19 protein-coding genes are annotated in these 21,421 nt (G+C 68.0%); 11 read left to right on the forward strand and 8 right to left on the reverse strand.

Translation table 11 applies throughout. The annotated features are described in order from the left end of the window. Positions 1-289 precede the first annotated feature (289 nt). Positions 290-1,018 (reverse strand): response regulator, encoded by a 729-nt coding sequence (locus O0K41_RS17100; RefSeq protein WP_005410597.1) that lies wholly within the window; start codon positions 1,016-1,018, stop codon positions 290-292. 127 nt (positions 1,019-1,145) lie between these two features. Between O0K41_RS17100 and rlmD the strand changes: the two genes are divergently transcribed. The 9 genes from rlmD to O0K41_RS17145 all read left to right on the forward strand — a co-directional run bounded on the left by rlmD (position 1,146) and on the right by O0K41_RS17145 (position 8,465). Continuing rightward, the gene (gene rlmD / locus O0K41_RS17105) at positions 1,146-2,480 is read left to right on the forward strand and encodes a 23S rRNA (uracil(1939)-C(5))-methyltransferase RlmD (RefSeq protein WP_005414201.1); all 1,335 of its coding nucleotides are present in this window, start codon (positions 1,146-1,148) and stop codon (positions 2,478-2,480) included. Between the two features lie 34 nt (positions 2,481-2,514). Further along, positions 2,515-3,000 (forward strand): CYTH domain-containing protein, encoded by a 486-nt coding sequence (locus tag O0K41_RS17110; protein ID WP_005414202.1) that lies wholly within the window; start codon positions 2,515-2,517, stop codon positions 2,998-3,000. Positions 3,001-3,113: 113 nt separating this feature from the next. Continuing rightward, a complete protein-coding gene (locus tag O0K41_RS17115; protein ID WP_164223341.1) occupies positions 3,114-3,809 on the forward strand; it encodes a DsbA family oxidoreductase in 696 nt (231 codons plus the stop codon). A 148-nt stretch (positions 3,810-3,957) separates the two neighbouring features. Beyond that, positions 3,958-4,965 carry a beta-N-acetylhexosaminidase gene (gene nagZ, locus O0K41_RS17120; RefSeq protein ID WP_088436163.1) on the forward strand — a complete coding sequence of 336 codons (1,008 nt, stop codon included), beginning with the start codon at positions 3,958-3,960 and terminating at the stop codon, positions 4,963-4,965. Next, on the forward strand, positions 4,965-5,519 hold the full coding sequence (locus O0K41_RS17125) for a hypoxanthine-guanine phosphoribosyltransferase (protein ID WP_005410592.1): 555 nt from the start codon (positions 4,965-4,967) through the stop codon (positions 5,517-5,519). Before nagZ ends, O0K41_RS17125 begins: the two co-directional genes overlap by 1 nt. Positions 5,520-5,601: 82 nt before the next feature. Beyond that, a complete protein-coding gene (locus tag O0K41_RS17130; RefSeq protein WP_005410591.1) occupies positions 5,602-6,348 on the forward strand; it encodes an S-methyl-5'-thioinosine phosphorylase in 747 nt (248 codons plus the stop codon). Positions 6,349-6,436: 88 nt separating this feature from the next. Then, positions 6,437-6,643 carry a cold-shock protein gene (locus O0K41_RS17135; protein WP_005410590.1) on the forward strand — a complete coding sequence of 69 codons (207 nt, stop codon included), beginning with the start codon at positions 6,437-6,439 and terminating at the stop codon, positions 6,641-6,643. A 103-nt stretch (positions 6,644-6,746) separates the two neighbouring features. Then, the gene (locus tag O0K41_RS17140; RefSeq protein ID WP_088436164.1) at positions 6,747-8,015 is read left to right on the forward strand and encodes an NAD(P)/FAD-dependent oxidoreductase; all 1,269 of its coding nucleotides are present in this window, start codon (positions 6,747-6,749) and stop codon (positions 8,013-8,015) included. Between the two features lie 180 nt (positions 8,016-8,195). Next, positions 8,196-8,465, forward strand: coding sequence for a hypothetical protein (locus O0K41_RS17145; RefSeq protein WP_024958257.1), 270 nt, complete (start codon positions 8,196-8,198; stop codon positions 8,463-8,465). Between the two features lies 1 nt (position 8,466). Here the strand turns inward: O0K41_RS17145 and pdeM are convergent, their stop codons facing one another. Genes pdeM through O0K41_RS17165 form a run of 4 tightly spaced genes read right to left on the reverse strand, consistent with a single transcriptional unit; the run spans position 8,467 to position 14,156 of the window. Further along, positions 8,467-9,108: a ligase-associated DNA damage response endonuclease PdeM gene (gene pdeM / locus O0K41_RS17150; protein WP_049402339.1), complete on the reverse strand. Its 642-nt coding sequence runs from the start codon at positions 9,106-9,108 to the stop codon at positions 8,467-8,469. Further along, positions 9,098-11,557, reverse strand: coding sequence for a ligase-associated DNA damage response DEXH box helicase (locus tag O0K41_RS17155; protein ID WP_164223129.1), 2,460 nt, complete (start codon positions 11,555-11,557; stop codon positions 9,098-9,100). The genes pdeM and O0K41_RS17155 overlap by 11 nt, the downstream gene beginning before the upstream one ends. Continuing rightward, the gene (locus tag O0K41_RS17160; protein ID WP_049450992.1) at positions 11,554-13,161 is read right to left on the reverse strand and encodes an ATP-dependent DNA ligase; all 1,608 of its coding nucleotides are present in this window, start codon (positions 13,159-13,161) and stop codon (positions 11,554-11,556) included. The genes O0K41_RS17155 and O0K41_RS17160 overlap by 4 nt, the downstream gene beginning before the upstream one ends. Further along, positions 13,158-14,156, reverse strand: a complete 999-nt coding sequence (locus O0K41_RS17165; RefSeq protein ID WP_005414211.1) for a ligase-associated DNA damage response exonuclease — start codon at positions 14,154-14,156, stop codon at positions 13,158-13,160. The genes O0K41_RS17160 and O0K41_RS17165 overlap by 4 nt, the downstream gene beginning before the upstream one ends. Positions 14,157-14,269: 113 nt before the next feature. Here O0K41_RS17165 and O0K41_RS17170 point away from each other — a divergent pair, with 113 nt between their 5' ends. After that, positions 14,270-15,907 (forward strand): acyl-CoA dehydrogenase family protein, encoded by a 1,638-nt coding sequence (locus O0K41_RS17170; protein ID WP_164223132.1) that lies wholly within the window; start codon positions 14,270-14,272, stop codon positions 15,905-15,907. A gap of 236 nt (positions 15,908-16,143) precedes the next feature. Here O0K41_RS17170 and O0K41_RS17175 read toward each other — a convergent pair whose 3' ends face one another. The 3 genes from O0K41_RS17175 to O0K41_RS17185 form a co-directional block, all read right to left on the reverse strand. Further along, a complete protein-coding gene (locus O0K41_RS17175; protein WP_005410582.1) occupies positions 16,144-16,554 on the reverse strand; it encodes a hypothetical protein in 411 nt (136 codons plus the stop codon). Between the two features lie 157 nt (positions 16,555-16,711). Then, a complete protein-coding gene (locus O0K41_RS17180; protein WP_005410581.1) occupies positions 16,712-17,053 on the reverse strand; it encodes a hypothetical protein in 342 nt (113 codons plus the stop codon). A gap of 124 nt (positions 17,054-17,177) precedes the next feature. Then, positions 17,178-18,353, reverse strand: coding sequence for a thiolase family protein (locus tag O0K41_RS17185; RefSeq protein WP_033834339.1), 1,176 nt, complete (start codon positions 18,351-18,353; stop codon positions 17,178-17,180). Positions 18,354-18,536: 183 nt separating this feature from the next. Between O0K41_RS17185 and O0K41_RS17190 the strand changes: the two genes are divergently transcribed. Next, positions 18,537-21,383 (forward strand): autotransporter serine protease, encoded by a 2,847-nt coding sequence (locus O0K41_RS17190; RefSeq protein ID WP_108270166.1) that lies wholly within the window; start codon positions 18,537-18,539, stop codon positions 21,381-21,383. Positions 21,384-21,421: the final 38 nt, after the last annotated feature.

Consider the following 21,421-nt stretch of genomic DNA (forward strand, 5'->3'; position numbering starts at 1 on the left):
TTTTCCACAGGAAAACGGATCCGACCCCAGATTGATTTCGATATCTGACAGAGATTCATCCACGCACGGCGTGGATCTACCCGATCGCGGAAAACTGTCAGAGGTGGGGCGGTGTCGGAGGGCGGGGTGTCAGCCGCATGGATGCGGCTGCCAAGCCCCCATGGACGGGTTTACGGCGTCCCCGCACTCCGATACCGCCCCGCCACCCACGGAATGCCAGCTTTTGCTTTTGCTGTTGCCTTGGCCTGAAGCCTCTGCGGGTGCAGGGCGCAGCCCTGCCGAAAAACCCTCAATGCAGCAGGGCCGCTACCGCGTCGCGGAACCCCGCCTGGGCCTGCCCGGACTCGGGCGCATGATGCAGCTGCCGCACCGCCCGTCCCAGCCGTGCCGCGCCGACAAACCCACAGCTCGCCTGCAACCGGTGCAGCTGGCTGCGCAGCTGGCGCTCGTCGTGCTGGTCCACCGCCTGCTCGACCGCGTCGCGTACGCCCGGCAACTCGGCCAGGAACAGCTCGCGCAGCGCTATCAAGTGGTTGCGCTGGCCATTGAGCGCGGCCAGTGCCGCGGTCTCGTCCCAGTCCTGCACCTGCAGCTCGACCGCTGCCGGAGCCGGGGCAACGGAGATCCCCGCCGGGCTGTTCACCAGTGCCCGGCGCACGGCCTTCAGCAACTGGTCGCGGCCCAGCGGCTTGACCAGCGTGTCGCTGAAGCCAGCTTCGCGCAGGCGGGCATGGATGGAGGTGTCGCCATCGGCGGTATGCGCCAATGCCGGGGTATCGGGGTGTGAACGGCGCAGTTCACGCAGCAGCTGCGCGCCATTGCCGTCCGGCAGGTTGACGTCGATCAGCCACAGGTCATGCGCGCCGGGCTCGGCGCTGGCCAGCGCGCTGGCCAATGAATCTGCGGTGTCCACGTCCGCCGGTAACGTTTCCAACGCCGCTTTGAAAAAACCGCGGCTGATGATGTCGTCCTCGACAAGCAGGAAGCGGGGCCGGCTGGCCCGCGGGGTCATCTGCATCAGGGCTGCCTCCATGTCAGCTGCTGCAATCATCAAGCACGGCGGCGGCGGGCGCAAGCGGGTCCGGACCCTGCCAGTCAGGATCTGCGACAATGTGCCCCCATTTTTGCCCGCAGCCTGTTGCCACGTGGCCCGATCCCGCTCCCGCATCGACCGTACCCCGTTCCAGACCGAGATCCTCGACCTCAGCCATGATGGTCGCGGCGTCGCCCGCCGTGAAGGCGAGGGCGGCAAGGTCACCTTCGTCAGCGGCGCCCTGCCGGGCGAGGTGGTCATGGCCGAACAGACCGCCCGCAGCCGCCATTTCGACGAGGCGCGCACGGTGGAAGTGCTGCAGGCCTCGCCCCAGCGCGTGACCCCGAAGTGCCCGCATTTCGGTACCTGCGCCGGCTGCGTGCTGCAGCATCTGGACGAAGACCAGCAGATCGTCGCCAAGCAGCGCGTGCTGATGGACAACCTGGAGCGGATCGGCCATGTGAAGCCGGGCAAGGTGCTGGCGCCGCTGGTCGGCGAGAGCTGGGGTTATCGCCGCAAGGGCCGCTTCTCGGTGCGCCGGGTCGAGAAGAAGGACAAGACCCTGGTCGGTTTCCGTGAACAGGACCCGCGTTTCGTCGCCGATCTCAGCCAGTGCCTGACCGTGATCCCGGAGATCGGTACCAAGGTCGAGGCCTTGTCGACCTTCATCGAATCGCTCGATGGCAAGCGCGACATCCCGCAGATCGAGTTCATCGCCGGCGATCAGGCGGTGGTGCTGACCGTACGTCACCTGCAGCCGCTCAGCGATGCCGACCGCGCCGCCTGGGCCGCCTTTGGCCAGCAGCATGGTTTCGTGATCTACCTGCAATCCGGCGGCGTGGACACCGTGCAGCCGCTGGACGGGCAGGGGGTACCGCTGTCGTTCCGGTTGGCGCCTTGGGACGTGGAACTGGCGTTCCGCCCGCTGGACTTCATCCAGGTCAACGCCAAGCTCAACGAAAAGATGATCGCCCACGCTCTGGACCTGCTTGAGCCGGGCGAGGACGAACGCGTGCTTGACCTGTTCTGCGGCCTGGGCAACTTCACCCTGCCGCTGGCCCGCCGCGTGCGCGAAGTGGTGGGTGTGGAAGGCGATGCCGGCCTGGTCGCGCGTGCCCGTGAGAATGCCGTGCGCAACGGCCTGGCCAACGCCCAGTTCTTCAGCGCCGACCTGACCCAGGACCAGCGCAGCACGCCGTGGATGCGCCAGGGCTTTGACAAGCTGCTGCTGGACCCGCCGCGCTCGGGCGCCATCGAAGTGCTGCAGCAGCTGCCGCTGAAGCAGTTCAAGCGCATCGTCTATGTCAGCTGTCACCCGGGTTCGCTGGCACGCGATGCCGGTTATCTGGTCAATGAACAGGGCTTCACCCTGGTCAGCGCCGGTGCCATGGACATGTTCCCGCACACCGCGCACGTGGAAAGCATCGCGGTGTTCGAGAAGCGCTGAGCGGCTGTCATCACCCATGGCGCATAATCGCGCCATGGGCATTGAAATCGAACGCAAATTCCTGGTCATCAACGATGGCTGGCGATCCGCTGCGCACCGGGTGATCCCGATGGCGCAGGGCTACATCAACGACATGGGCGCGCTGGATCGCGGTACCCAGAACGCCTCGGTGCGCGTGCGTATCGAGGGCGACCATGCTGCGCTGAACCTGAAGTCGCGCACCATCGGCCACACCCGGCAGGAATTCGATTACCCGATTCCGGTGGAGGACGCGCGCGCGCTGCTGGCGCTGTGCGTGGGTGGCTTGATCGACAAGCGCCGCCATCTGGTCGAGCACGCCGGCCTGACCTGGGAAGTGGACGAGTTCCTCGGCGACAACGCCGGCCTGGTGGTGGCCGAGGTGGAACTGGACAGCGCCGACCAGGCCATCCAGCTGCCGGACTGGGCCGGCGCGGAAGTCACCGACGACGCCCGCTACTACAACGTCGCGCTCGCCAGTCATCCCTATTCACAGTGGTGAAACCCTGAAAAGGGGACGGAGGGGATTAAGTCGTCTTTACCCCGCCTGTGCGGAAAGCGACTTAATCCCCTCCGTCCCCTTTTTTCGGCGGGGGCGGGCCCCATGTCGGGGGGATGAGAATCGACATCTACTCTGACGTGGTCTGTCCCTGGTGCTGGATCGGCAAGCATCGTTTCCAGCAGGGCGTGCAGTTGCTGGGCGCCGATGCGCCTGAACTCGATATCCACTGGCAGCCGTTCCAGCTGGACCCGGACGCGGACGCAACCCCGGTGCCGCTGCGTGAGGCCTATGTGCGCAAGTTCGGTGGCGTCGAGCGCACCGAGCAGATCCTCGGCCAGACCCAGACCACGGCGCGTGCGGAAGGCCTGCCGATGGACTTCAGCCGGGGCCAGGTGCTGGTGACCACGCTGCCGGCGCACCGGGTGCTGTGGCTGGCCGGCCAGCACGGCGTGCAGGACGCGGTCGGGGAGGCGCTGTTCCGCGCCCACTTCGAGCTTGGCCAGAACTTGGCGGACAGCGCGGTGTTGATCAAGGCCGGTGTGGCGGGCGGCCTGGACGGCGGCGAAATCGCGCAGATGCTGGCCTCCGACCGCGGCCTGGCCGAGGTCGAAGCCAAGCTGGCGGAGGCGCATGCGCTGGGCATCTCCTCGGTGCCGACCTTCGTCATCGATGGAAAGTGGGCCATTTCCGGGGCGCAGCCCCCCGAGGCCTTCGCCAACGCCCTGCGCCAGATTGCCGCCGAACAGGGCGCTCCGGCCACCCCGGCTGGCGACGACGAGGCCTGCGGCCCGGACGGCTGCAAGGTCTGAGCAGATCGGGGTCAGGGCCCCTGCGGGGATCCGACCCCCCGCAGGGGCTCTGACCGCACACTCCCCTTTTTCTGACCACTGCGCCTGTCGGCCGGTTCTGCGACAATGCGGCACTGCGCCATGCGGGCGCGCGTTGTGGAGATCGACCATGCTGCTGATCGGCGTTGCCGGCACCGAACTGACCGCCCAGGAACGTGACTGGCTGCAGCACGATGCCGTGGCCGGGGTGGTGCTGTTCAAGCGCAACTTCGCCTCCCGCCAGCAGGTGACCGATCTGAGCGCGGCGATCCGCGCCGCCGCGCCGCGCCCGCAGCTGATCTGCGTGGACCAGGAAGGCGGTCGCGTACAGCGTTTCCGCGAGGGTTACAGCGATCTGCCGCCACTGCAGGACATTGGTGCCCTGTATGCCACCGACCCGCAGCAGGCCTTGGCATTGGCCGAACGGCACGCCTGGCTGATGGCCAGCGAAGTACGCGCCAGCGGCCTGGACCTGAGCTTCGCGCCGGTGGTCGACCTTGGCCGTGGCAACCGTGCCATCGGCAACCGCGCCTTCAATGAAGACCCGCAGGTGGTGGCCGCGTTCACCGCCGCCTACGTGCGTGGCATGCACTCGGTCGGCATGGCCGCCACGCTCAAGCATTTCCCCGGCCACGGCACCGTGCTGGAAGACACCCACGTCGATACTGCGATCGATCCGCGCGCGCTGGACGAGCTGCGCGCGCAGGACCTGGTGCCGTTCCAGGCCGGCATCGCTGCCGGTGCCGATGCGGTGATGATGGCGCACGTGATCTACCCGCAGATTGCGCCTGAACCGGCAGGTTACTCGCCGCGCTGGATCCAGGACATCCTGCGCGGCGAGCTCGGCTTCCGTGGCGTGGTGTTCTCCGACGACATCGGCATGGCCGCCTCGCACAGCGCCGGCGGCGTGCCGGCGCGCGTGCACGCCCATCTGGACGCCGGCTGCGACGTGGTGCTGGTCTGCCACCCGGAGCTGGTCGATGAAGCCCTGCACGCGGTGCAGGGGCGCTCCCTCAATACCGCTGCGCTGCTGGGCTTGATCGGCCGCGGCGCGCTTGGCTGGGATGGCCTGCTGGCCGATGCCCGCCATGGCGACACCCAAACCCGTCTGCTTGAAACCCTTGGAAGAACCGTCTGATGCCCAACCTCACCATTTCCCAGGCCCTGGCCCAGGCTGACCTGCTGGTCGACCGCCCCACCATCGACAAGGCCATCGCTGGTATCGCCGACGCCATCGCGCGCGACTACAAGGGCGAGGTGCCGCTGTTCCTGTCGATCATGCACGGCGCGCTGCCGTTCGCCGGCCAGCTGGCGCTGGAACTGGGCGCGCGCGGCCAGGACGTGCAGTTCGATTACCTGCACGCCACCCGTTACCGCGGTGAAACCACCGGCGGCGACCTGGTCTGGAAGCACAAGCCGGCCACCTCGCTGTTCGGCCGCCGCGTGCTGCTGGTCGACGACATCCTTGACGAGGGCTACACCCTGCAGGGCGTTCGCACCTGGTGCCTGGAACAGGGCGCAACCGACGTGCGCATCGCCGCGATGACGGTGAAGAAGCACGACCGCGCGCTGCCGGACGTGACCGCCGACTACGCCGGCATCGAACTGCCGGACCGCTACGTGTTCGGCTTCGGCATGGACGTCAACGAAACCCTGCGCTGCGTGCCGGCCATCTACGCGATGAAGGAATAACGGCGCAGCCGCCCGCGGCGCGTCTTCTTCTGCCGCCGGCATCCTCGGGTGCCGGCGTTCGTCTTTTCATGGAGTGCTTCGAATGCAACAGATCGCCCTGGCCGTGATCGGCGGTACCGGTGTCTACAACCTGGCCAAGCTTGACGACGTGCAGACCCACGAGGTCGACACCCGCTTCGGCCGCCCGTCCGGTCCGGTGCGCGTCGGCACGCTGCTCGGCCATCGCGTGGCGTTCCTGGCGCGCCATGGTGAAGGCCACTCGCTGCCGCCGCACAAGATCAACTACCGCGCCAACCTGGCCGCGCTGCAGCAGCTGGGCGCGCAGCGCGTGTTGGCGTTGAACACGGTCGGTGGCATCACCGAGAACTTCGGCCCGCGCGTGCTGGCCTGCCCGGACCAGATCATCGACTACACCTGGGGCCGCATCAGCACCATCTGTGAAGAAGAGGGCACCGATGTGGTCCATGTCGATTTCGGCCACCCGTACACGCCGATGCTGCGCAGCAAGATCCTGGCGGCGGCCAAAGTGACCGGCGTCACGGTCCATGACGGTGGCTGCTACGGCGCAACGCAGGGCCCGCGCCTGGAGACCATCGCTGAAATCGCCCGCATGCGCCGCGACGGCTGCGACCTGGTGGGCATGACCGGCATGCCGGAAGCCGCGCTGGCACGCGAACTGGGGCTGGATTACGCCTGCCTGGCGATCATCGCCAACTGGGCTGCCGGCTGTGGTGATGGCGAGGAGATTACGATGGCCGAAGTGCTGGCCAACGTACAGGCGGCCAGCAACGGACTTCCGGAACTGGTGGGCGAATTGGCGCGGGGGTGATTGTCTTCCCCGAGCAAGCTTTGCATACTCAGCTTGTGCGCGGGTTCAGCGTACACCACCCATTCATTGCATAAGGTCTCGCATCACCATGCCGAACGGTACCGTCAAGTGGTTCAACGACGCCAAGGGATTTGGCTTCATCTCGCCGGAGGATGGCAGCGCCGACGTGTTCGCGCACTTCTCCGCCATCAACTCCAAGGGCTTCCGCAGCCTGCAGGAAGGCCAGCGCGTCACCTATGACGTGACCCAGGGCCCGAAGGGTGCCCAGGCTTCGAACATCACGCCGGCCGAGTGATCCACTCGACAGTGCGTTGAAAACCCCGCTTCGGCGGGGTTTTTTTTTGCGTGGTGTGCCCGCGGCCGGTTCGCGGTCCACCCGCCTCGGGCACAATGTGGCCATGACGGAACGACTGCGTATCGCCGTGATCGGCTACGGCACCGCTGGACAGGCGGTGTCCATCCTCCTCACCCGTGACGGCCACGAGGTAGAGATATTCGAGCGCGTGCCGACGCCGGGACCGGTGGGTGCCGGTTTCCTGCTGCAGCCCAGCGGCCTGCAGGTGCTGTGGCAGATGGGCCTGCTGGATGCGGTGCGCGCGCATGCCGCGCCGGTGCACCGCCTGTATGGCGACACGCCATGCGAGCGCGCGGTGATGGACATGCGCTACGACGGTCTGGATGCGCGCCTGCATGGCCTGGGCATGCAGCGTGGGGCGTTGTTCTCGCTGTTGGACCAGGCGCGCGCGGGGGCAGGCAATCTGCATGCGGGCGTCACCATCGCCGCCGTGGATGCCGAGCAGGGCCGCCTGCGCGACAGCGAAGGGCGCCTGCATGGCCCGTTCGACCTGGTGGTGGCCGCCGATGGCGCGGCCTCTACGCTGCGCAGCACCATTGCCGGCGGTGCCGGGCTGGACCGCGTGTATCCGTGGGGAGCGCTGTGGTGCCTGTTGCCGGCCGAAGACTGGCCGCATGTGCAGGAGCTGCGGCAGCGCTACGTGGCCGCGCGCAAGATGATCGGCCTGTTGCCGGTCGGCACGCGCCCCGGCGATGACACGCCGCGCCTGAGTTTCTTCTGGAGCCTGCCACGCACCGACTTCGAGCGCTGGCAGGCCGATGGCATGACGCCCTGGCTGGACGAGCTGCATGCGCTGTGGCCGCAGGCCAGTGCGCGCTTCGCCCACCTGCGCGATGCCGGCCAGCTGGCGCGCGCGGTCTATCGCGATGCAGTGATGACGCGCTGGCACCAGGGCCGCATGGTGCTGGCAGGTGATGCGGCGCACGCGATGAGCCCGCAGCTGGGGCAGGGGGTGAACATGGCGCTGCTCGATGCGCTGGCGCTGCGCGATGCGGTGCGCACGCATGGCGGTGGTGCCGCTGCATTGCAGGCCTACCAGGCGCAACGCAGGGAGCACGTGGCGGTCTACCAGCGCTGGAGTCGCTGGCTGACGCCGCTGTTCCAGTCCGATCGCGATGCCTGGGCGAAGACGCGCGACGTGCTGCTGGGCCCGATGGGGCGCCTGCCCGGAGGCCGTGGCCACATGCTGCGCGTGCTCAGCGGCACGCAGCAGGGGTGGTTCGGTTCGCTTACGCTGGATCCGGCCTTCATCGACGCATTGGCGACGACGATGGAAATACCTCGCAGCAACGCGATCACGGCCAGCGCGTGAAGCGTGCCGTCACGTGAATTAACGGTTGCCTCACCGCGGATGTGCGAGAAGTAGGTTGCACGCGACTGCGCGTCGCCCGTTTTCCTTTCCGTGATCAACATCGCGCGTGGCCCGGGCGGCGCTGCCGTTGCGGCCTGTTGCGGCCCGGACGTGCCGCCTGATGTTGAAGAGGAGGATGCCATGTTGTTCGCGGTCGAGGAGCTGGAGTCGGAAATCTGCAAGCTGCGTGGACTGCTGCAGATGCTGCACGAGGACCAGCCCGACGTACTGGAGGATGTATTCGAGTTCCATGTCGGCAGCCTGGTCAGCCATGCGTCGCCGGAACACCACGCACGCATCCGGACCTGCGCGCAGGAGATGCTGGCGGCAATCCAGGCCTTGCCGCGGCGGCGTGAGAATGACACCCCTGATTTCCAGTTGATGCCGCAGCTGGGCATTGGCCCGGCCTGAGTCAGGCGACCGGCAGTTCCACCAGGCCGCTTTCCACGCAGGCGATCATCTGTTCGCCGCGGGCGGGGGCAGGCACGATGCCTGCAGTGAATGCGGAGAAGGCGGGCAGGACCGTCATCCGGTCACGCAGCCAGAACGCGGGGAAGCGCCGTCGCAGTGGCTTCAAGGCAACCTGCGGGTGCAGATGCCCGGCGATCACATGCAGCGCCGCATCGGGCATCGGCTCATGCCGAAGCAGGAACGGCCGCAGTCGTACTTCATCGTGGATCTGGACCTGCAACTGCGCATGCGGCAGCTGGCGGTCGTGATTACCGCGCAGGACATGCACGTCCAGCGAAGCATTGCGTTCACGCCATCCCAGCCATTGCTGGTACCACCCAGCGCGATGCGCCGGCCCATGCAGGATGTCGCCCAGGATCCACAGCTCGCGGCAGGCATGCAGGTCCAGAAGCCGCTGCAAGCGTTGCAGGTCTTCGCCGGTGCCGCCGCTGGGCAGCGCGATGCCGGCGCGACGGAACACATCGGCCTTGCCCAGATGGAGGTCTGCGATCAGCAGTGCCTGCCGCGCGGGCCAGTACAGCGCACGCGCGCCCACCAGGACCACGGACTCACCAGCAAGCAGCAGCGGCAATTCATCGGTCATGGCGGCGCTCCAGTTGCTGGGCCGCGCGCTGCACGCGCATACGCCAGTCTTCATTGCTGAACTGACCGCGCAGGCGTTCGGCCCACAATGGAAAGCCCAGCGGCGTGAGTGATGACGGTCGCTGCAGCGACAGCTGCTGCGTGCCGATCCGCTCCAGTACCTGCTGCACCCCCGGCAGGTCGAGGCTGTCGTACAGCACTTCATGTTCCGCCAGCGCCAGCAGCAGGTGTTCCGGATCGTGCTCGCGCAGCACGTCGTACAGCAGGCCCGCGGACGCCTGCAGCTGGCGCAGCGACCGTGGCATGCCACCGGGCAGGCTGGGCACCAGCAGGCCTGCTACGCGTGCGATGCCCCGGAACTGACGTCGCGCCAGCTCGCCCAGGTTCACTGCGGCGCGCAGATCGTCCAGCAACCGCTCATTGCCGAACAACGCACGCCATTGCGCCTCATCCAGATCGATCGGCCGCGCCGGCGCCAGCACCAGGCCATGATCGTTCACCGCATAGCCAATGCTGTTGCGTTGCTGGCGGGTGCAGCGCAGCGCCAACAGCGCGGCCAGTGCCTCGTGTACGTGGCGGCCGGCAAAGGGGTAGACGAACATGAACTGGCCTTCGCGGCGCCGCACCTCTTCCACCAGCAGGTGCTCTGGGCCGGGAAGCGCCGACAGCTGCTGCTGCAGTGCCAGCAACGGTGACAACCAGCGGGATTCGGCACTGTCGTCGGCGCCGGACAGCACCCACTCCAGCTCACGGCCGAGTGGCATCGACAGTGGCAACTGGCCTCCCTGCCAGCGCGGCACCACACCATCGCCGCGCCCTCGTGCCAGCCGCACGAAAGCGGTCATGTCGCGCAGCTGCACCAGTTCCAGCAGGCGCCCGGCGAACTGGAAACGGTCGCCGCGACGCAGGCGGCTGGCGAACTGCTCCTCCACTGCACCAAGCCCGCCACCGCGCAGGAACTGCACGCGCACGCTGCCATCGCTGCTGATGGTGCCGATCGACAGGCGGTGCCGCAGCGCCTGGCGGCGATCGTGCATGCGGTAGCTGCCATCGGCATCGCGCACGACCTTGTGGAAATCGGGGTACTGCGCCAGCGCCTGCCCACCCTGCACGATGAAGTCCAGCACGGCCCGCCATTGTTCATCGCCCAGCGTGGCGAAGGCATGGGTGCGACGCACCTGCGCCAGCAGCGCATCACTGTCAAAGCCGCCAGCGAGGGCGCGGCTGACCGCATGCTGTGCCAGCACGTCCAGTGACAACGTCGGCGGTCGACGCGCTTCGACCACGCCTTCGTGCAGTGCGCGGCGCACCGCTGCATATTCGGCCAGTTCCAGTGCGTGGCTGGGTATGCAGACGATGGCCCCCCCGGCGCCGGGACGATGGCGTGCGCGCCCGGCGCGCTGGCGCAGCCGCGCCACGCCCTTGGGACTGCCCAGCTGCAGTACCTGTTCAACCTCCGGGAAATCCACGCCGAGATCGAGGCTGGAGGTCGCCACCACGCAGCGCAACGCGCCTGCGCGCAGGCCGTCTTCCACCTGCTGGCGCAGTGCTGGATCCAGCGAGCCATGATGCAGTGCCAGCGTGTCCGCGTCTTCCGGCCATACCGCAGCCAGCGCCTGGTGCCACAGCTCGGCCTGCGCGCGGGTGTTGGTGAACAGCAGGCTGCTGCGTACGGCCATCAGCGCGTCCAGCACGCGCGGCAGCTGCGCCAGGCCGAGATGCCCCGCCCAAGGGAAACGTTCACCGGGTTCCGGCAGCAGGCTGCGCACGCTGATCGCGCGCGGACGAACGCCCTGCACGATGGGCGCGTTGGGCTGCCCGGGCAGCAGCACGTCGCGTGCCTCCTGCAGATTGCCCAGCGTGGCCGAGAGTCCCCAAAGCTGCAGGGAAGGGGCGGCGTCGCGCAGCACCGCCAGGTTCAGCTGCAGCAGGACGCCGCGCTTGTTGCCCAGCAGTTCATGCCATTCGTCCACCACCACGCAGCGCAGCTGGCGCATGCGTGGCAGTGTGTCGGGATAGCTCAGCAGCAGTGCCAGCGATTCCGGCGTGGTCACCAGTACGTCGACGCGGCCTTCGCGGGCCTGCCGGCGCTCGCGGTTGCTGGCGTCGCCGCTGCGCAGGCCGACCCGCCAGCCCAGGCCCAGCCCGTCGATCACTGCCTGCAGCGCACGTGCGGTATCACTGGCCAATGCCCGCAGCGGCGTCACCCACAGCACCTGCAGCGGCCGCACCGCGCTGGCCCGGCGCGGTGCCGACGGTGGATCGAGCATCGCCTGCAGCAGCGGGCCGCCGAACATGGCCAGCGTCTTGCCGCTGCCGGTGGGGGTGTGCAGCAGCCCGGAGTCGCCCGCCAGATAGTGCCGCCACATCGCGCGCTGGAACGGCAGTGAGCGCCAGCCGCGCGCAGCGAACCAGTCTTCCAGCCGGCGCAACGCCTCGCGGCGGTTCATCGCGCCAGCGCCTGCAGCGTGGCCAGCTGGTCGGCTTCGGCGGCGGGCTTGTCGTGGCGCCAGCGCAGGATGCGGGGAAAGCGCACGGCGATGCCGGATTTGTGCCGGCTGCTGCGGTTGACTGCCTCGAAGCCCAGTTCAAACACCTGTTCGGCACGCACGCTGCGCACCGGGCCAAACCGTTCACGGGTGTTGGCGCGGATCCAGCGATCGAGGGCCAGGATTTCCTTGTCATCCAGGCCCGAATAGGCCTTGGCCACCGGCACCAGCGTATCGCCGTCCCAGACGCCGAAGGTGTAATCGGTGTACAGCGTGCTGCGCCGTCCATGGCCGGCCTGCGCATACAGCAGCACGGCATCGATGGTCAGGGGGTCGACCTTCCATTTCCACCAGTCGCCGCGCCGTCGCCCTGACTGGTAGGCGGACGTCCGGCGTTTCAGCATCAACCCTTCCACGCCCCGCTCACGGGCGGCCTCCCGCAACGTGGCCGCCTGCAGCCAGTCTCCAGCGGGTACGTCGGGCGACAGCTGGATGCGCGTATCGCCGAGGGCACCGATGACCTCGGCCAACTGTGCACGCCGTTGCTGCAGTGGCAGCCCGCGGAGATCCTCGCCATCGCGTTCAAGCAGGTCGTAGGCAAGCACGCGCACCGGGGTGTTGCGCAAGGTCGCTGCACCGGGCTTGCGACGCTGGATGCGGGTCTGCAGCGCGGTGAAGGCGCGTGGCAGGTCGTCGCTCTCGTCCCAGGCCAGCAGTTCTCCGTCCAGCACGCAGCCGTCGGGCAGCGCCATCGCGGCCTGTTCAATTTCCGGGAAGCGGCCATCCAGCCGTTCTTCGCCACGTGACCACAGCGCCACTTCACCGCGTCGGCGCAGCAGCTGCAGACGGATTCCATCCCACTTCCACTCCAGCAGCCAGTCTTCGACCGGACCCAGCCGTTCGCCCGGTTCGCCCTCCAGCGGTGAGGCCAGGAAGAACGGGTACGGCTGCTGCCGGTCCAGTGGCAGTTCATCCGGCGACAGCAGCTGCCCCAGCAACGCGGGAGAGGGCACCCACTCGCCGAGCATGCGCTGGGCGATGCGCGCGATGTCCAGGCCGGACCATTCTGCCAGCGCCTGCTGCACCAGCCGTTGCGAGACACCCACGCGCAGCGCGCCGGTGAGCAGCTTGTTGAACACCAGGCGCTCGCCGCTGCACAGCTGCCGCCAGCCGGCGACGACCGCCGCACGGCGCACCACTTCGGGCTGGTTGGCCACCGCCAGCAGATGCTGCTCGATCCAGTCCGACAACGGCCGGTCGGCGGCGGGATGCAAGGGGTCATCCAGCAGCAGTGTCAGTGTTTCGGCCAGATCGCCGACCTGAGCGTAGCTGTCTTCCACCAGCCAGGCGGGCAGTCCGGATTCCTCGGCAATCCAGCTGCGCAGCTCACCACTGGCGGCGATCCTGCGACGTGTGCCGCCGACCTTGCCGCCGCTGAGCAGGTACAGCGCCCACGCCGCATCGTGCGCCGCTGCGTGGCGGAAGTAGTCGACCAGTGCGGCGCGCTTGTCCAGCGTCGCAGTACTGCGGTCCAGGCGCTGGTAGAGCGCGGCGAAGGCCTTCATTCCTCGCTCCCGAAGTCGGTGCGAAAGGCTTCAGCCGCCACGCCGCGCTCGCGCAGGAACGGAATCAATGCATCGGTATTGCCATGGGTGGCGATGACCCGCTGCGCGCCGGTCTGTTCGATGGTCTGCAGCAGCGCGGGCCAATCAGCGTGATCGGAAATGACGAAGCCCCGGTCGACGTTGCGCCGCCGCCGGTTGCCGCGCAGCTGCATCCACCCCGAGGCGAACCCCAGTTGATGCGGCCCGAAGCGGCGCATCCACGGCGTGCCTGCGGCCGAGGGTGGGGCCAGGATCAACTGGCCGGCGGCATCGGGTTGACGCCCCTGTTCGGCGACGGTGAGCGTCTCCAGCATCGGGATGTTGGCCTGCCGGTAGACCGACACGCCATTGGCGATGGCGCCGTGCAGCCACGCGGGGCGGTCGTCCAGTGGCAACAACTCGGCCAGCACCCGCTGCGCCTTGCCGAGTGCATAGCACAGCAGGATCGCCGCTTCGCCACGTTGTTCGCATTCGCGGCGCCACGCCACGATCTCTGCGGCGACCGCCGGGGTGTCCGGCCAGCGATAGATCGGCAGCGCGAACGTCGCTTCGGTAATGAACGTATCGCAGGGCACCACTTCGAAGGGCGTGCAGGTCGGGTCGGGTTGGCGCTTGTAGTCGCCGGACGCCACCCACACCCGTTCACCATCGTCGATGCGCACCTGCGACGAACCGAGCACGTGACCGGCCGGATGCAGCGATACCTGCACCCGGCCCAAGCGGAACGGCACCCCCTCGGCGTGTGCCTGCACGCCAACATCGCCCAGCCGCCAGCGCAGGATCGGCAGGCTTCCTTCGCTGCAGTGGTATTCGCCCATGCCCGGGCGCGCGTGGTCGCCGTGGCCATGGGTGATGACCGCGCGCGGCACCGGGCGCCAGGGATCGATGTGGAAATCTCCCGCGGCGCAGTACAGCCCCTCCGGACGCAGCACTACCAGATCGTCATTGCCTTCCATGCGGCCACTGTGGCCTGCGCTTCGTGCAGGCGGTGAGAACCGGCCTGAACACGGGCTTGGCGGGGCATGCGGCACAATCGGACCGCATACCTCTTGCCGCCAGGATGGACCGGATGAGTGGACCCAGCTTCAGCAGCAACGCGCCGTTTGAAACCCATGTGGTGCTGAACCAGCCGCCACCGTTCGTGGGCCGCCATCTGTGGACCGACGATGTGGCGTTGGCGGAGGCGGTGCATCGCGAGGGTGCCGGTGCCTTAGCGCCACGCCTGGCCGTGTACGCGGCCTTGGCCGGCGACGAGTTGTACCGGCTCGGCTTCGATGCCAACCGTGATCGCCCGCGGCTGCGTACGCACGATGCGCAGGGCCACCGCATTGATACGGTCGAGTTCCACCCTGCGTACCACCAGCTGATGTCCGCAGCGAAGCAGCATGGCGTGGCGGGTCTGTCCTGGCACGAGCCGCAGCCCGGCGCACACGTCGCGCGTGCGGCGCTGAGCTACCTGCACCACCAGGCCGAAGCTGGCACCAGTTGCCCCTTGACCATGACCCATGCGGCGGTGGCAGTGCTGCAGTCGCACCCGTACCTGGCCGACTGGGCGCGCAAGGCCGCCGCGCCGGTCTATGACCCGCGCGACGTGCCGGTGGCGGACAAAAACGGCATCACGCTGGGCATGGGCATGACCGAGAAGCAGGGCGGCTCGGATGTACGTGCGAACAGCACGCGCGCCGAGCCGATCGATGGCCAACGTTACCGCCTGGTCGGCCACAAGTGGTTCTTTTCCGCGCCGATGTGCGATGGCTTCCTGGTGCTGGCGCAGGCACCGGGCGGGCTGACCTGCCTGCTGATGCCGCGCCGGCTGGCCGATGGCGACCGCAATGCATTCAGGCTGATGCGGCTGAAGGACAAGCTGGGTGACTGGTCCAATGCGTCCAGCGAGGTCGAGTTCTGTGGCGCGCAGGCATGGCGCGTGGGCGAAGAAGGGCGTGGCGTGGCGACCATCATCGGCATGGTGATGATGACCCGTCTGGACTGCATGCTGGGTGCGGCCGCGGAGATGCGCATGGCGCTGGCGCAGGCGCTGCATCATGCACGCCATCGGCGCACCTTCGGCAAGCTGCTGGTGGAGCACTCGCTGATGACCAACGTGCTGGCTGATCTGGCGCTGGAGTCGGAAGCAGCCACGGTGTTGGCGATGCGCATCGCACGCGCGGTGGATCGTGCCGGTGTGGATGCCAATGAAGCGGCGATGGCGCGGTTGGGGACGGCGCTGGGCAAGTACTGGCTGTGCAAGCGTGCGCCGGCCTTCGTCAATGAAGCGCAGGAATGCCTGGGCGGTGCCGGCTACGTTGAGGAGTCGATGCTGCCCCGCCTTTACCGGCAGGCACCGTTGAATTCGATCTGGGAGGGCAGCGGCAACATCCAGTGCCTGGATGTGCTGCGTGCGCTGGCGCGTGAACCGGAGGCGATGGCGGCGTTGCGCGGTGAGCTGGCGTCGGTGGCTGACCGTGATGCGCGCTATGCAGCAGCATTGCAGCGTTGGGCAGCGGCGCCGCCACCGGAGGAAGCGCAGGCGCGGCTGTTCTGCGAGCGCACTGCGCTGCTGCTGCAGGCGGCGCTGCTGCTGCGTGCGCGCAGTCCGATGGCGGAGGCGTTCGTGCGTAGCCGGCTGGAAGGGGAGCATGGGCTGGCGTTCGGGACGCTGCCGGCGGGGCTGGAGCTGACGGCGATGCTGGCGCGCGCGCTGCCGTAGGGGCGGCCAACGCCGGCTCTCGACACCTACGCTGACAGATTTTCATCAGATAAGGCTCGGGCGCGCCATCCATGGCGCTTACGCCCCTGCGCCACCTACCCGCGCGTCCTTGGACACTTTCCGTGGGCGCACACCACGGAATCAACAGAAGAAGCAGGGAGCGAAAAGCAGAAAAGCCGCGGCAGTGCCGCGGCTTTTCCTGTGGAGCCGAGCCGGTGCTCGGCTGCCGGTAAGGCTTAGTGCTTGGCTTCTTCCTTGGCGGCGTTGGCCTTGGCGTCATTGGCGACATCGCGGGCCTTGTCGGCGACCTTCTGCGCGGCGTCGGCGGTGGCGTCGCTGGCGTGCGCGGCGGCGTCGGTTGCGGCGTCCTTGGCCTTGTCGGCGGCGTTGGCAGTGGCGTCTGCGGCCTTGTCCAGCGCCTGCTGGGTATCGGCGGCGGCCTGCTCGGAAGCGGCGGCGGTCTTGTCGGCGGCTTCGCGGGTGGCGGCAGCAGCCTTGTCGACGGCGTCGCGGGCGGCAGCGCCGGCGCTGTCGGCCGCCTGCTGCGCGTCCTGCTTGGCCTGTTCGGCTTCCGGGCCCTTGCAGGCGGCCAGGGCCAGCAGCAGGGAGGCGGCCAGCAGGGTGGTGGTGATCGGACGAATCTTCATGGCGGTCTCCGGCACTGCAATGGATGGGGACGCCAGCCTATTCATGCCGTTGTGAAGACCGGGTCGCGATGCAGGGGCTTGATCGCCGGCATCCACGCAAAGAAAAAGCCGCTGGTGAACCAGCGGCTTTTCCAGAACAGCGTGAAGAAAGAAGTTATTACTTCTTGGCTTCTTCAGCAGCGTCCTTGGCCTTCTCAGCGGTGCCTTCAGCAGCCTTGGCAGCGTCAGCAGCAGCGCCGGCAGCAGCGTCGGTGGCAGCACCGGCGGTCTGGGCAGCGGCGTCGGTGGCGGCGTCAGCAGCGGTGGCGGCGGTGTCAGCGGCCTGCTGGGCAGCGTCGGCGGTCTGGGCGCCAGCAGCGGCGGCCTGGTCGGCAGCAGCCTGGGCTTCGGTGGCGGCTTCGTTGGCCGAAGCAGCGGCGTCCTGGGCAGCTTCCTGCTTCGAGCAGGCGGCCAGGGCCAGAGCCAGGGACATCGCGACCAGCAGCTTGTTGATGCTCATTGTGTAAATCCTCGTCGTTAGAATTAGGCAACGCGCATGCTGCGCGCCGACAACATGATGACAAGCCAAGATTGGGTGTCAAGCGATCCCGCATTCATTTTTGCGAAATCATCGTTAAATCTTTTTAAATCAATTCGATGGCGATTGCAGTTGCTTCGCCGCCGCCGATGCAGAGGGTGGCAATGCCGCGCTTGCCACCACGCGTGCGCAGAGCGTTGACCAGGGTCACCACAAGACGTGCGCCGGAGGCACCGATGGGGTGACCCAGTGCGCAGGCGCCGCCATTCACGTTGAGCTTGTCGTGAGGGATGCCCAGTTCGCGCATCGGGGCCATCGCCACCACGGCAAAGGCTTCGTTGATTTCGAACAGATCGACCTGGTCCAGCGACCAGCCGGTCTTGCCCAGCAGCTTGTGCAGCGCGCCGATCGGCGCGGTGGTGAACCACTCCGGTTCCTGCGAGTGGGTGGCGTGGCCGACGATGCGGGCCAGTGGCGTGATGCCTCGCGCGGCGGCATCCTCTTCGGTCAGCAGCACCACCGCGGCGGCACCGTCGGAGATGCTGGAGGAACTGGCGGCGGTCACGCTGCCGTCCTTCTTGAAGGCCGGACGCAGGGTCGGGATCTTGGCGATGTCCGAGCGCCCCGGCTGCTCGTCGGTGGCGACCTCGACGTCACCCTTGCGGGTGGCTACCTTCACCGCGACGATCTCGTCGGCGAACGCACCATTGGCCTGGGCAGCCTGCGCGCGCTTGACCGACTCGATCGCATAGGCGTCCTGCTCTTCGCGGCTGAACTGGTACTTGTCCACCGCGCACTCGGCGAATTCGCCCATGGCCTTGCCGTCATAGGCGTTGACCAGGCCATCGTGGGCCATGTGGTCGACCGCCTGGAAGTTGCCGAAACGGTTGCCGGTACGGGAGTTCGGCAGCATGTGCGGGGCGTTGGACATCGATTCCATGCCGCCGGCGACCACGATGCTGGCCGAGCCGGCCTTGATCAGGTCATGGCCGAGCATGATGGTCTTCATGCCCGAGCCGCACACCTTGTTCAGCGTGGTGGCACCGGCCGACAGCGGGATGCCGGCGGCGATCGCCGCCTGGCGGGCGGGCGCCTGGCCGAGGTTGGCCGGCAGCACGCAGCCCATCAGGACTTCGGAAACGTCGCTGGCCGGGACACCCGATTGTTCCAGCGCGGCGGCGATGGCTGCAGCGCCGAGGGTCGGGGTCGGCACGCCGTTGAACTGGCCGAGGAAGGAGCCGATGGCGGTGCGCTTGGCGGCGGCGATGACGATGTTGGACATGGCAATCTCGTTGATGCGTAAGCAATGTTCGGAAAGGAGACCGGAGGCCGTTGGATGCGCCCCGGTTTCCCGGCAGACTGCGTGGGGGTCGGCCCAAGTATAGAGGGTCGGGGAGGGCTGCCGCTGTGCGGCGCCGAACGCCTGCCGGGATGAAGGCAGGCCAACGTTCACGGGAAGGAATCGATGGAGCGAACGATGATGGTGAGGTCTGTGCTGGCAACCGCGCTGGCGATGGCGCTGACGGCCTGTGGTGGAGGCGGCGGAGGCGGCAGCAACGTGCGCGTCGACCCGCCCCCGACCACGCCGACCCCTCCAACCACGCCTCCGCCGACGACACCACCGCCGGCCAAGCCGCAGGAGCCGGCCTTTGACGCGCATCTTTCAGTCACCAACGCGCGTGCCGCACAGGCCGCCGGCCTGACCGGGCAGGGCGTGCGCATCGGCATCGTCGATTCGGGCGTGCAGCGCAACGCGGTGGCCTTGAATGGTCGCGTGCTGGCCAACTTCAATTACATCGATCCCGCCAGGAACAACCTGGCGGTTGATGACGTGGTCGGGCATGGCACCGCCGTGGCCAGCCTCGCCGCCGGCGCAGCAGTGGGGACCTGGCCGGGCGGTATCGCGCCAGGCGCCCAGATCGTCTCGGCAAGAATCATTTCCGACAAGCCGCCGACCGATGACGGCAGTGGCCAGGGCAATGCCTTCAGTGGGCCGCTGGGCGTGGCCCAGGTCCACCAGGACCTGATCAGCTACAACGTGAAGGTGATGAACAACTCGTGGGGCGGCCTGTACTGGACCGACCTGCCGACCACCGCGCAGGTAGCCGCCGAATACCGGCCGTTCGTGATCAACCACGGTGGCCTGGTGGTGTTCGCCGCCGGCAATGACGGCCGCAGCGAGCCGAGCAGCCTGGCCGCGCTGCCCAGCCAGAAGGGCGTGGCAGGCACGCTTCCGGCGGCCGATCTGGAGCGCGGCTGGCTGGTGGCCACGGCGGTGGACCCGTTTACGCCGGGCGCGCTGGCCAGCTATTCGAATGCCTGCGGCCAGGCGGCCCGCTACTGCCTGGCAGCGCCGGGCAGCGCGGTCTACCCGGATGCCAACGGTGGCAGCTACTACTGGAACTACGGCACCTCGTTCGCCGCGCCGCTGGTCTCCGGTGCGGCGGCGCTGGTCTGGCAGCGCTTCCCCTACTTCAACAACGATCTGGTGAGGCAGACCCTGCTGGGCACTGCCAAGGACATCGGTGCGCCCGGCGTGGATCCGGTGTTCGGCTATGGCCTGCTCGATGTCGGTCGCGCGATCAACGGTCCCGGCCGCTTCGACTGGGGCGATGTGGTTGCCAACGTTGATGCCGGCTCGACCAACTCGATGTGGAGCAACGACATCACCGGCAGCGGTGGCCTGGTCAAGCAGGGCGGAGGCAAGCTGGTACTGGCCGGCAACAACAGCTATTCCGGCGCCACCCGCATCGAGCGCGGCATCCTGACGCTGCAGAACGGTGGCGTGATCCGTTCCAATGTGACGATCCTCGCCCAGCCCGACCCGGATTCCACCGGTCTGCAGTTCAACGGTGGCACGCCGCGGGTGATCGGCGATGTGGTCAACGGCGGCAGCGTGTTCCTCACCACCGGCAACACCACCGGCACCATCGAGGGCAACTACACCCAGCAGCCCGGCGCGCAGCTGATGATCGCGCTCGGTGCCAACGCACTTCAGGTCACCGGCAACGCAACGATCAATGGCGGTGTGCGTGTGCACGGCTTCGTCTCCGGCTATGTGCCGCAGAACGGAACGCGCCAGGACCTCATCCACGCCGCGGGTGGCCTGAACGGCACCTTCAGTACCCAAGCCACTTCTACCGGCCTGCAGGGGCTGACCCTGGTGGCACCCACGTATGGCTACGACAGCAACAACGCCTGGTTGAACGTGAACCAGGTCAGCGTCACCGCCGCAGCCAGTGGCCTGAGCGCCTCCGCACAAGCCGCAGCGCAGCGACTGGAAGGCGCATTCGCAGTGCTCGACGGCAACACCGGCCTGCAGGGATCGCCCTTCGGTGCGGCAGCCGGTGCGCTGCAGTGGGCCGGAGGCGGCCAGCAGGGCCTGGCCGACAGCCTGCAGAGCCTGTCCGGCCAGGCGCATGCCCGCGCCGAGGCCGCCACCTTCGACAGCATCGACATGTCGCGGCGTGCGATTGCCGAGCGCTTCGATCGTGTACAGGCCACCCCGCGCCTGCGCGGGAGCTGGCAGAGCGCGCTGGGTGAGGCGGGGCAGGGCAGCTTCGCCGGCAACGCCGCCGACAGCCGGGGCTGGATGGCCGGCCAGGATCTGCCTCTGGGCGGCAACGGCCTGATGGGCGTCGCCTTCGGCGAGACCCGCAGCAATGGAGGCAGCAGCTTCGGCGGTGATCGCGGGCGCGACCGCCAGGCGCAGGCACAGTTGTACGCTGGCTGGAGCCTGGGGCGTGGCTATGCGCTGGCCCAGTTCGGCAGTGGCCAGTTCACCCGCGCGCTGGATCGCCAGCTGCTGCTGGGTGCGGGCGCCTATGGTGTCTCGGCGCGTTACGGCGGGCGTTTCAGCAGCGCCAGCGTGGAAGGCGGATATCGCCTGGGCCGCGCAGGGGCTTCGGTGACGCCCTACCTCGGTGCCAGCACCACGCGTGTCGATACCGATGCGTTCAATGAGCTGGGCGGTTTCGGCTTCGGCCTGCGGGGTGATGCCACCCGCGCGCAGCGCAGCCAGATGCTGGCCGGCATCCGTGGCGAGCGGGGCTGGGGGCGTTGGAACCTGCGCGGACACGCCGAGTGGCAGCAGCGGCTGGACGGCGGTGACGCCGATTGGCAGGCCAGTTTTGTCGGCGTGGATGCCTGGGCGCCGCTGGCAGGCTGGAATGCGCCGCGCGGCAGTGCGCTGATCGGCGTCGCGCTGGAATCGTGGTGGGGCCGCAATGGCCGCTTGAGCCTGGGTTTCGACCAGCGTATCGGTGGCGAGGGCGCGCGGCAGGCTGCGTTGCGCTACAGCACCGGGTTCTGAGCAATCGGTCGCGCCGGGAAGGCTCCCGGCGCGACGTC

The organism is Stenotrophomonas sp. Sm2128 (genome assembly GCF_030985535.1).
Taxonomy (GTDB): domain Bacteria; phylum Pseudomonadota; class Gammaproteobacteria; order Xanthomonadales; family Xanthomonadaceae; genus Stenotrophomonas; species Stenotrophomonas maltophilia.

Coding starts and splice junctions, on each gene's coding strand:
- O0K41_RS17100 (WP_005410597.1), bottom strand. CDS start 1,018: ATGCAGATGACCCCGCGGGCCAGCCGGCCCCGCTTCCTGCTTGTCGAG.
- O0K41_RS17110 (WP_005414202.1), top strand. CDS start 2,515: ATGGGCATTGAAATCGAACGCAAATTCCTGGTCATCAACGATGGCTGG.
- O0K41_RS17115 (WP_164223341.1), top strand. CDS start 3,114: ATGAGAATCGACATCTACTCTGACGTGGTCTGTCCCTGGTGCTGGATC.
- nagZ (WP_088436163.1), top strand. CDS start 3,958: ATGCTGCTGATCGGCGTTGCCGGCACCGAACTGACCGCCCAGGAACGT.
- O0K41_RS17125 (WP_005410592.1), top strand. CDS start 4,965: ATGCCCAACCTCACCATTTCCCAGGCCCTGGCCCAGGCTGACCTGCTG.
- O0K41_RS17130 (WP_005410591.1), top strand. CDS start 5,602: ATGCAACAGATCGCCCTGGCCGTGATCGGCGGTACCGGTGTCTACAAC.
- O0K41_RS17135 (WP_005410590.1), top strand. CDS start 6,437: ATGCCGAACGGTACCGTCAAGTGGTTCAACGACGCCAAGGGATTTGGC.
- O0K41_RS17140 (WP_088436164.1), top strand. CDS start 6,747: ATGACGGAACGACTGCGTATCGCCGTGATCGGCTACGGCACCGCTGGA.
- O0K41_RS17145 (WP_024958257.1), top strand. CDS start 8,196: ATGTTGTTCGCGGTCGAGGAGCTGGAGTCGGAAATCTGCAAGCTGCGT.
- pdeM (WP_049402339.1), bottom strand. CDS start 9,108: ATGACCGATGAATTGCCGCTGCTGCTTGCTGGTGAGTCCGTGGTCCTG.
- O0K41_RS17155 (WP_164223129.1), bottom strand. CDS start 11,557: ATGAACCGCCGCGAGGCGTTGCGCCGGCTGGAAGACTGGTTCGCTGCG.
- O0K41_RS17160 (WP_049450992.1), bottom strand. CDS start 13,161: ATGAAGGCCTTCGCCGCGCTCTACCAGCGCCTGGACCGCAGTACTGCG.
- O0K41_RS17165 (WP_005414211.1), bottom strand. CDS start 14,156: ATGGAAGGCAATGACGATCTGGTAGTGCTGCGTCCGGAGGGGCTGTAC.
- O0K41_RS17170 (WP_164223132.1), top strand. CDS start 14,270: ATGAGTGGACCCAGCTTCAGCAGCAACGCGCCGTTTGAAACCCATGTG.
- O0K41_RS17175 (WP_005410582.1), bottom strand. CDS start 16,554: ATGAAGATTCGTCCGATCACCACCACCCTGCTGGCCGCCTCCCTGCTG.
- O0K41_RS17180 (WP_005410581.1), bottom strand. CDS start 17,053: ATGAGCATCAACAAGCTGCTGGTCGCGATGTCCCTGGCTCTGGCCCTG.
- O0K41_RS17185 (WP_033834339.1), bottom strand. CDS start 18,353: ATGTCCAACATCGTCATCGCCGCCGCCAAGCGCACCGCCATCGGCTCC.
- O0K41_RS17190 (WP_108270166.1), top strand. CDS start 18,537: ATGGAGCGAACGATGATGGTGAGGTCTGTGCTGGCAACCGCGCTGGCG.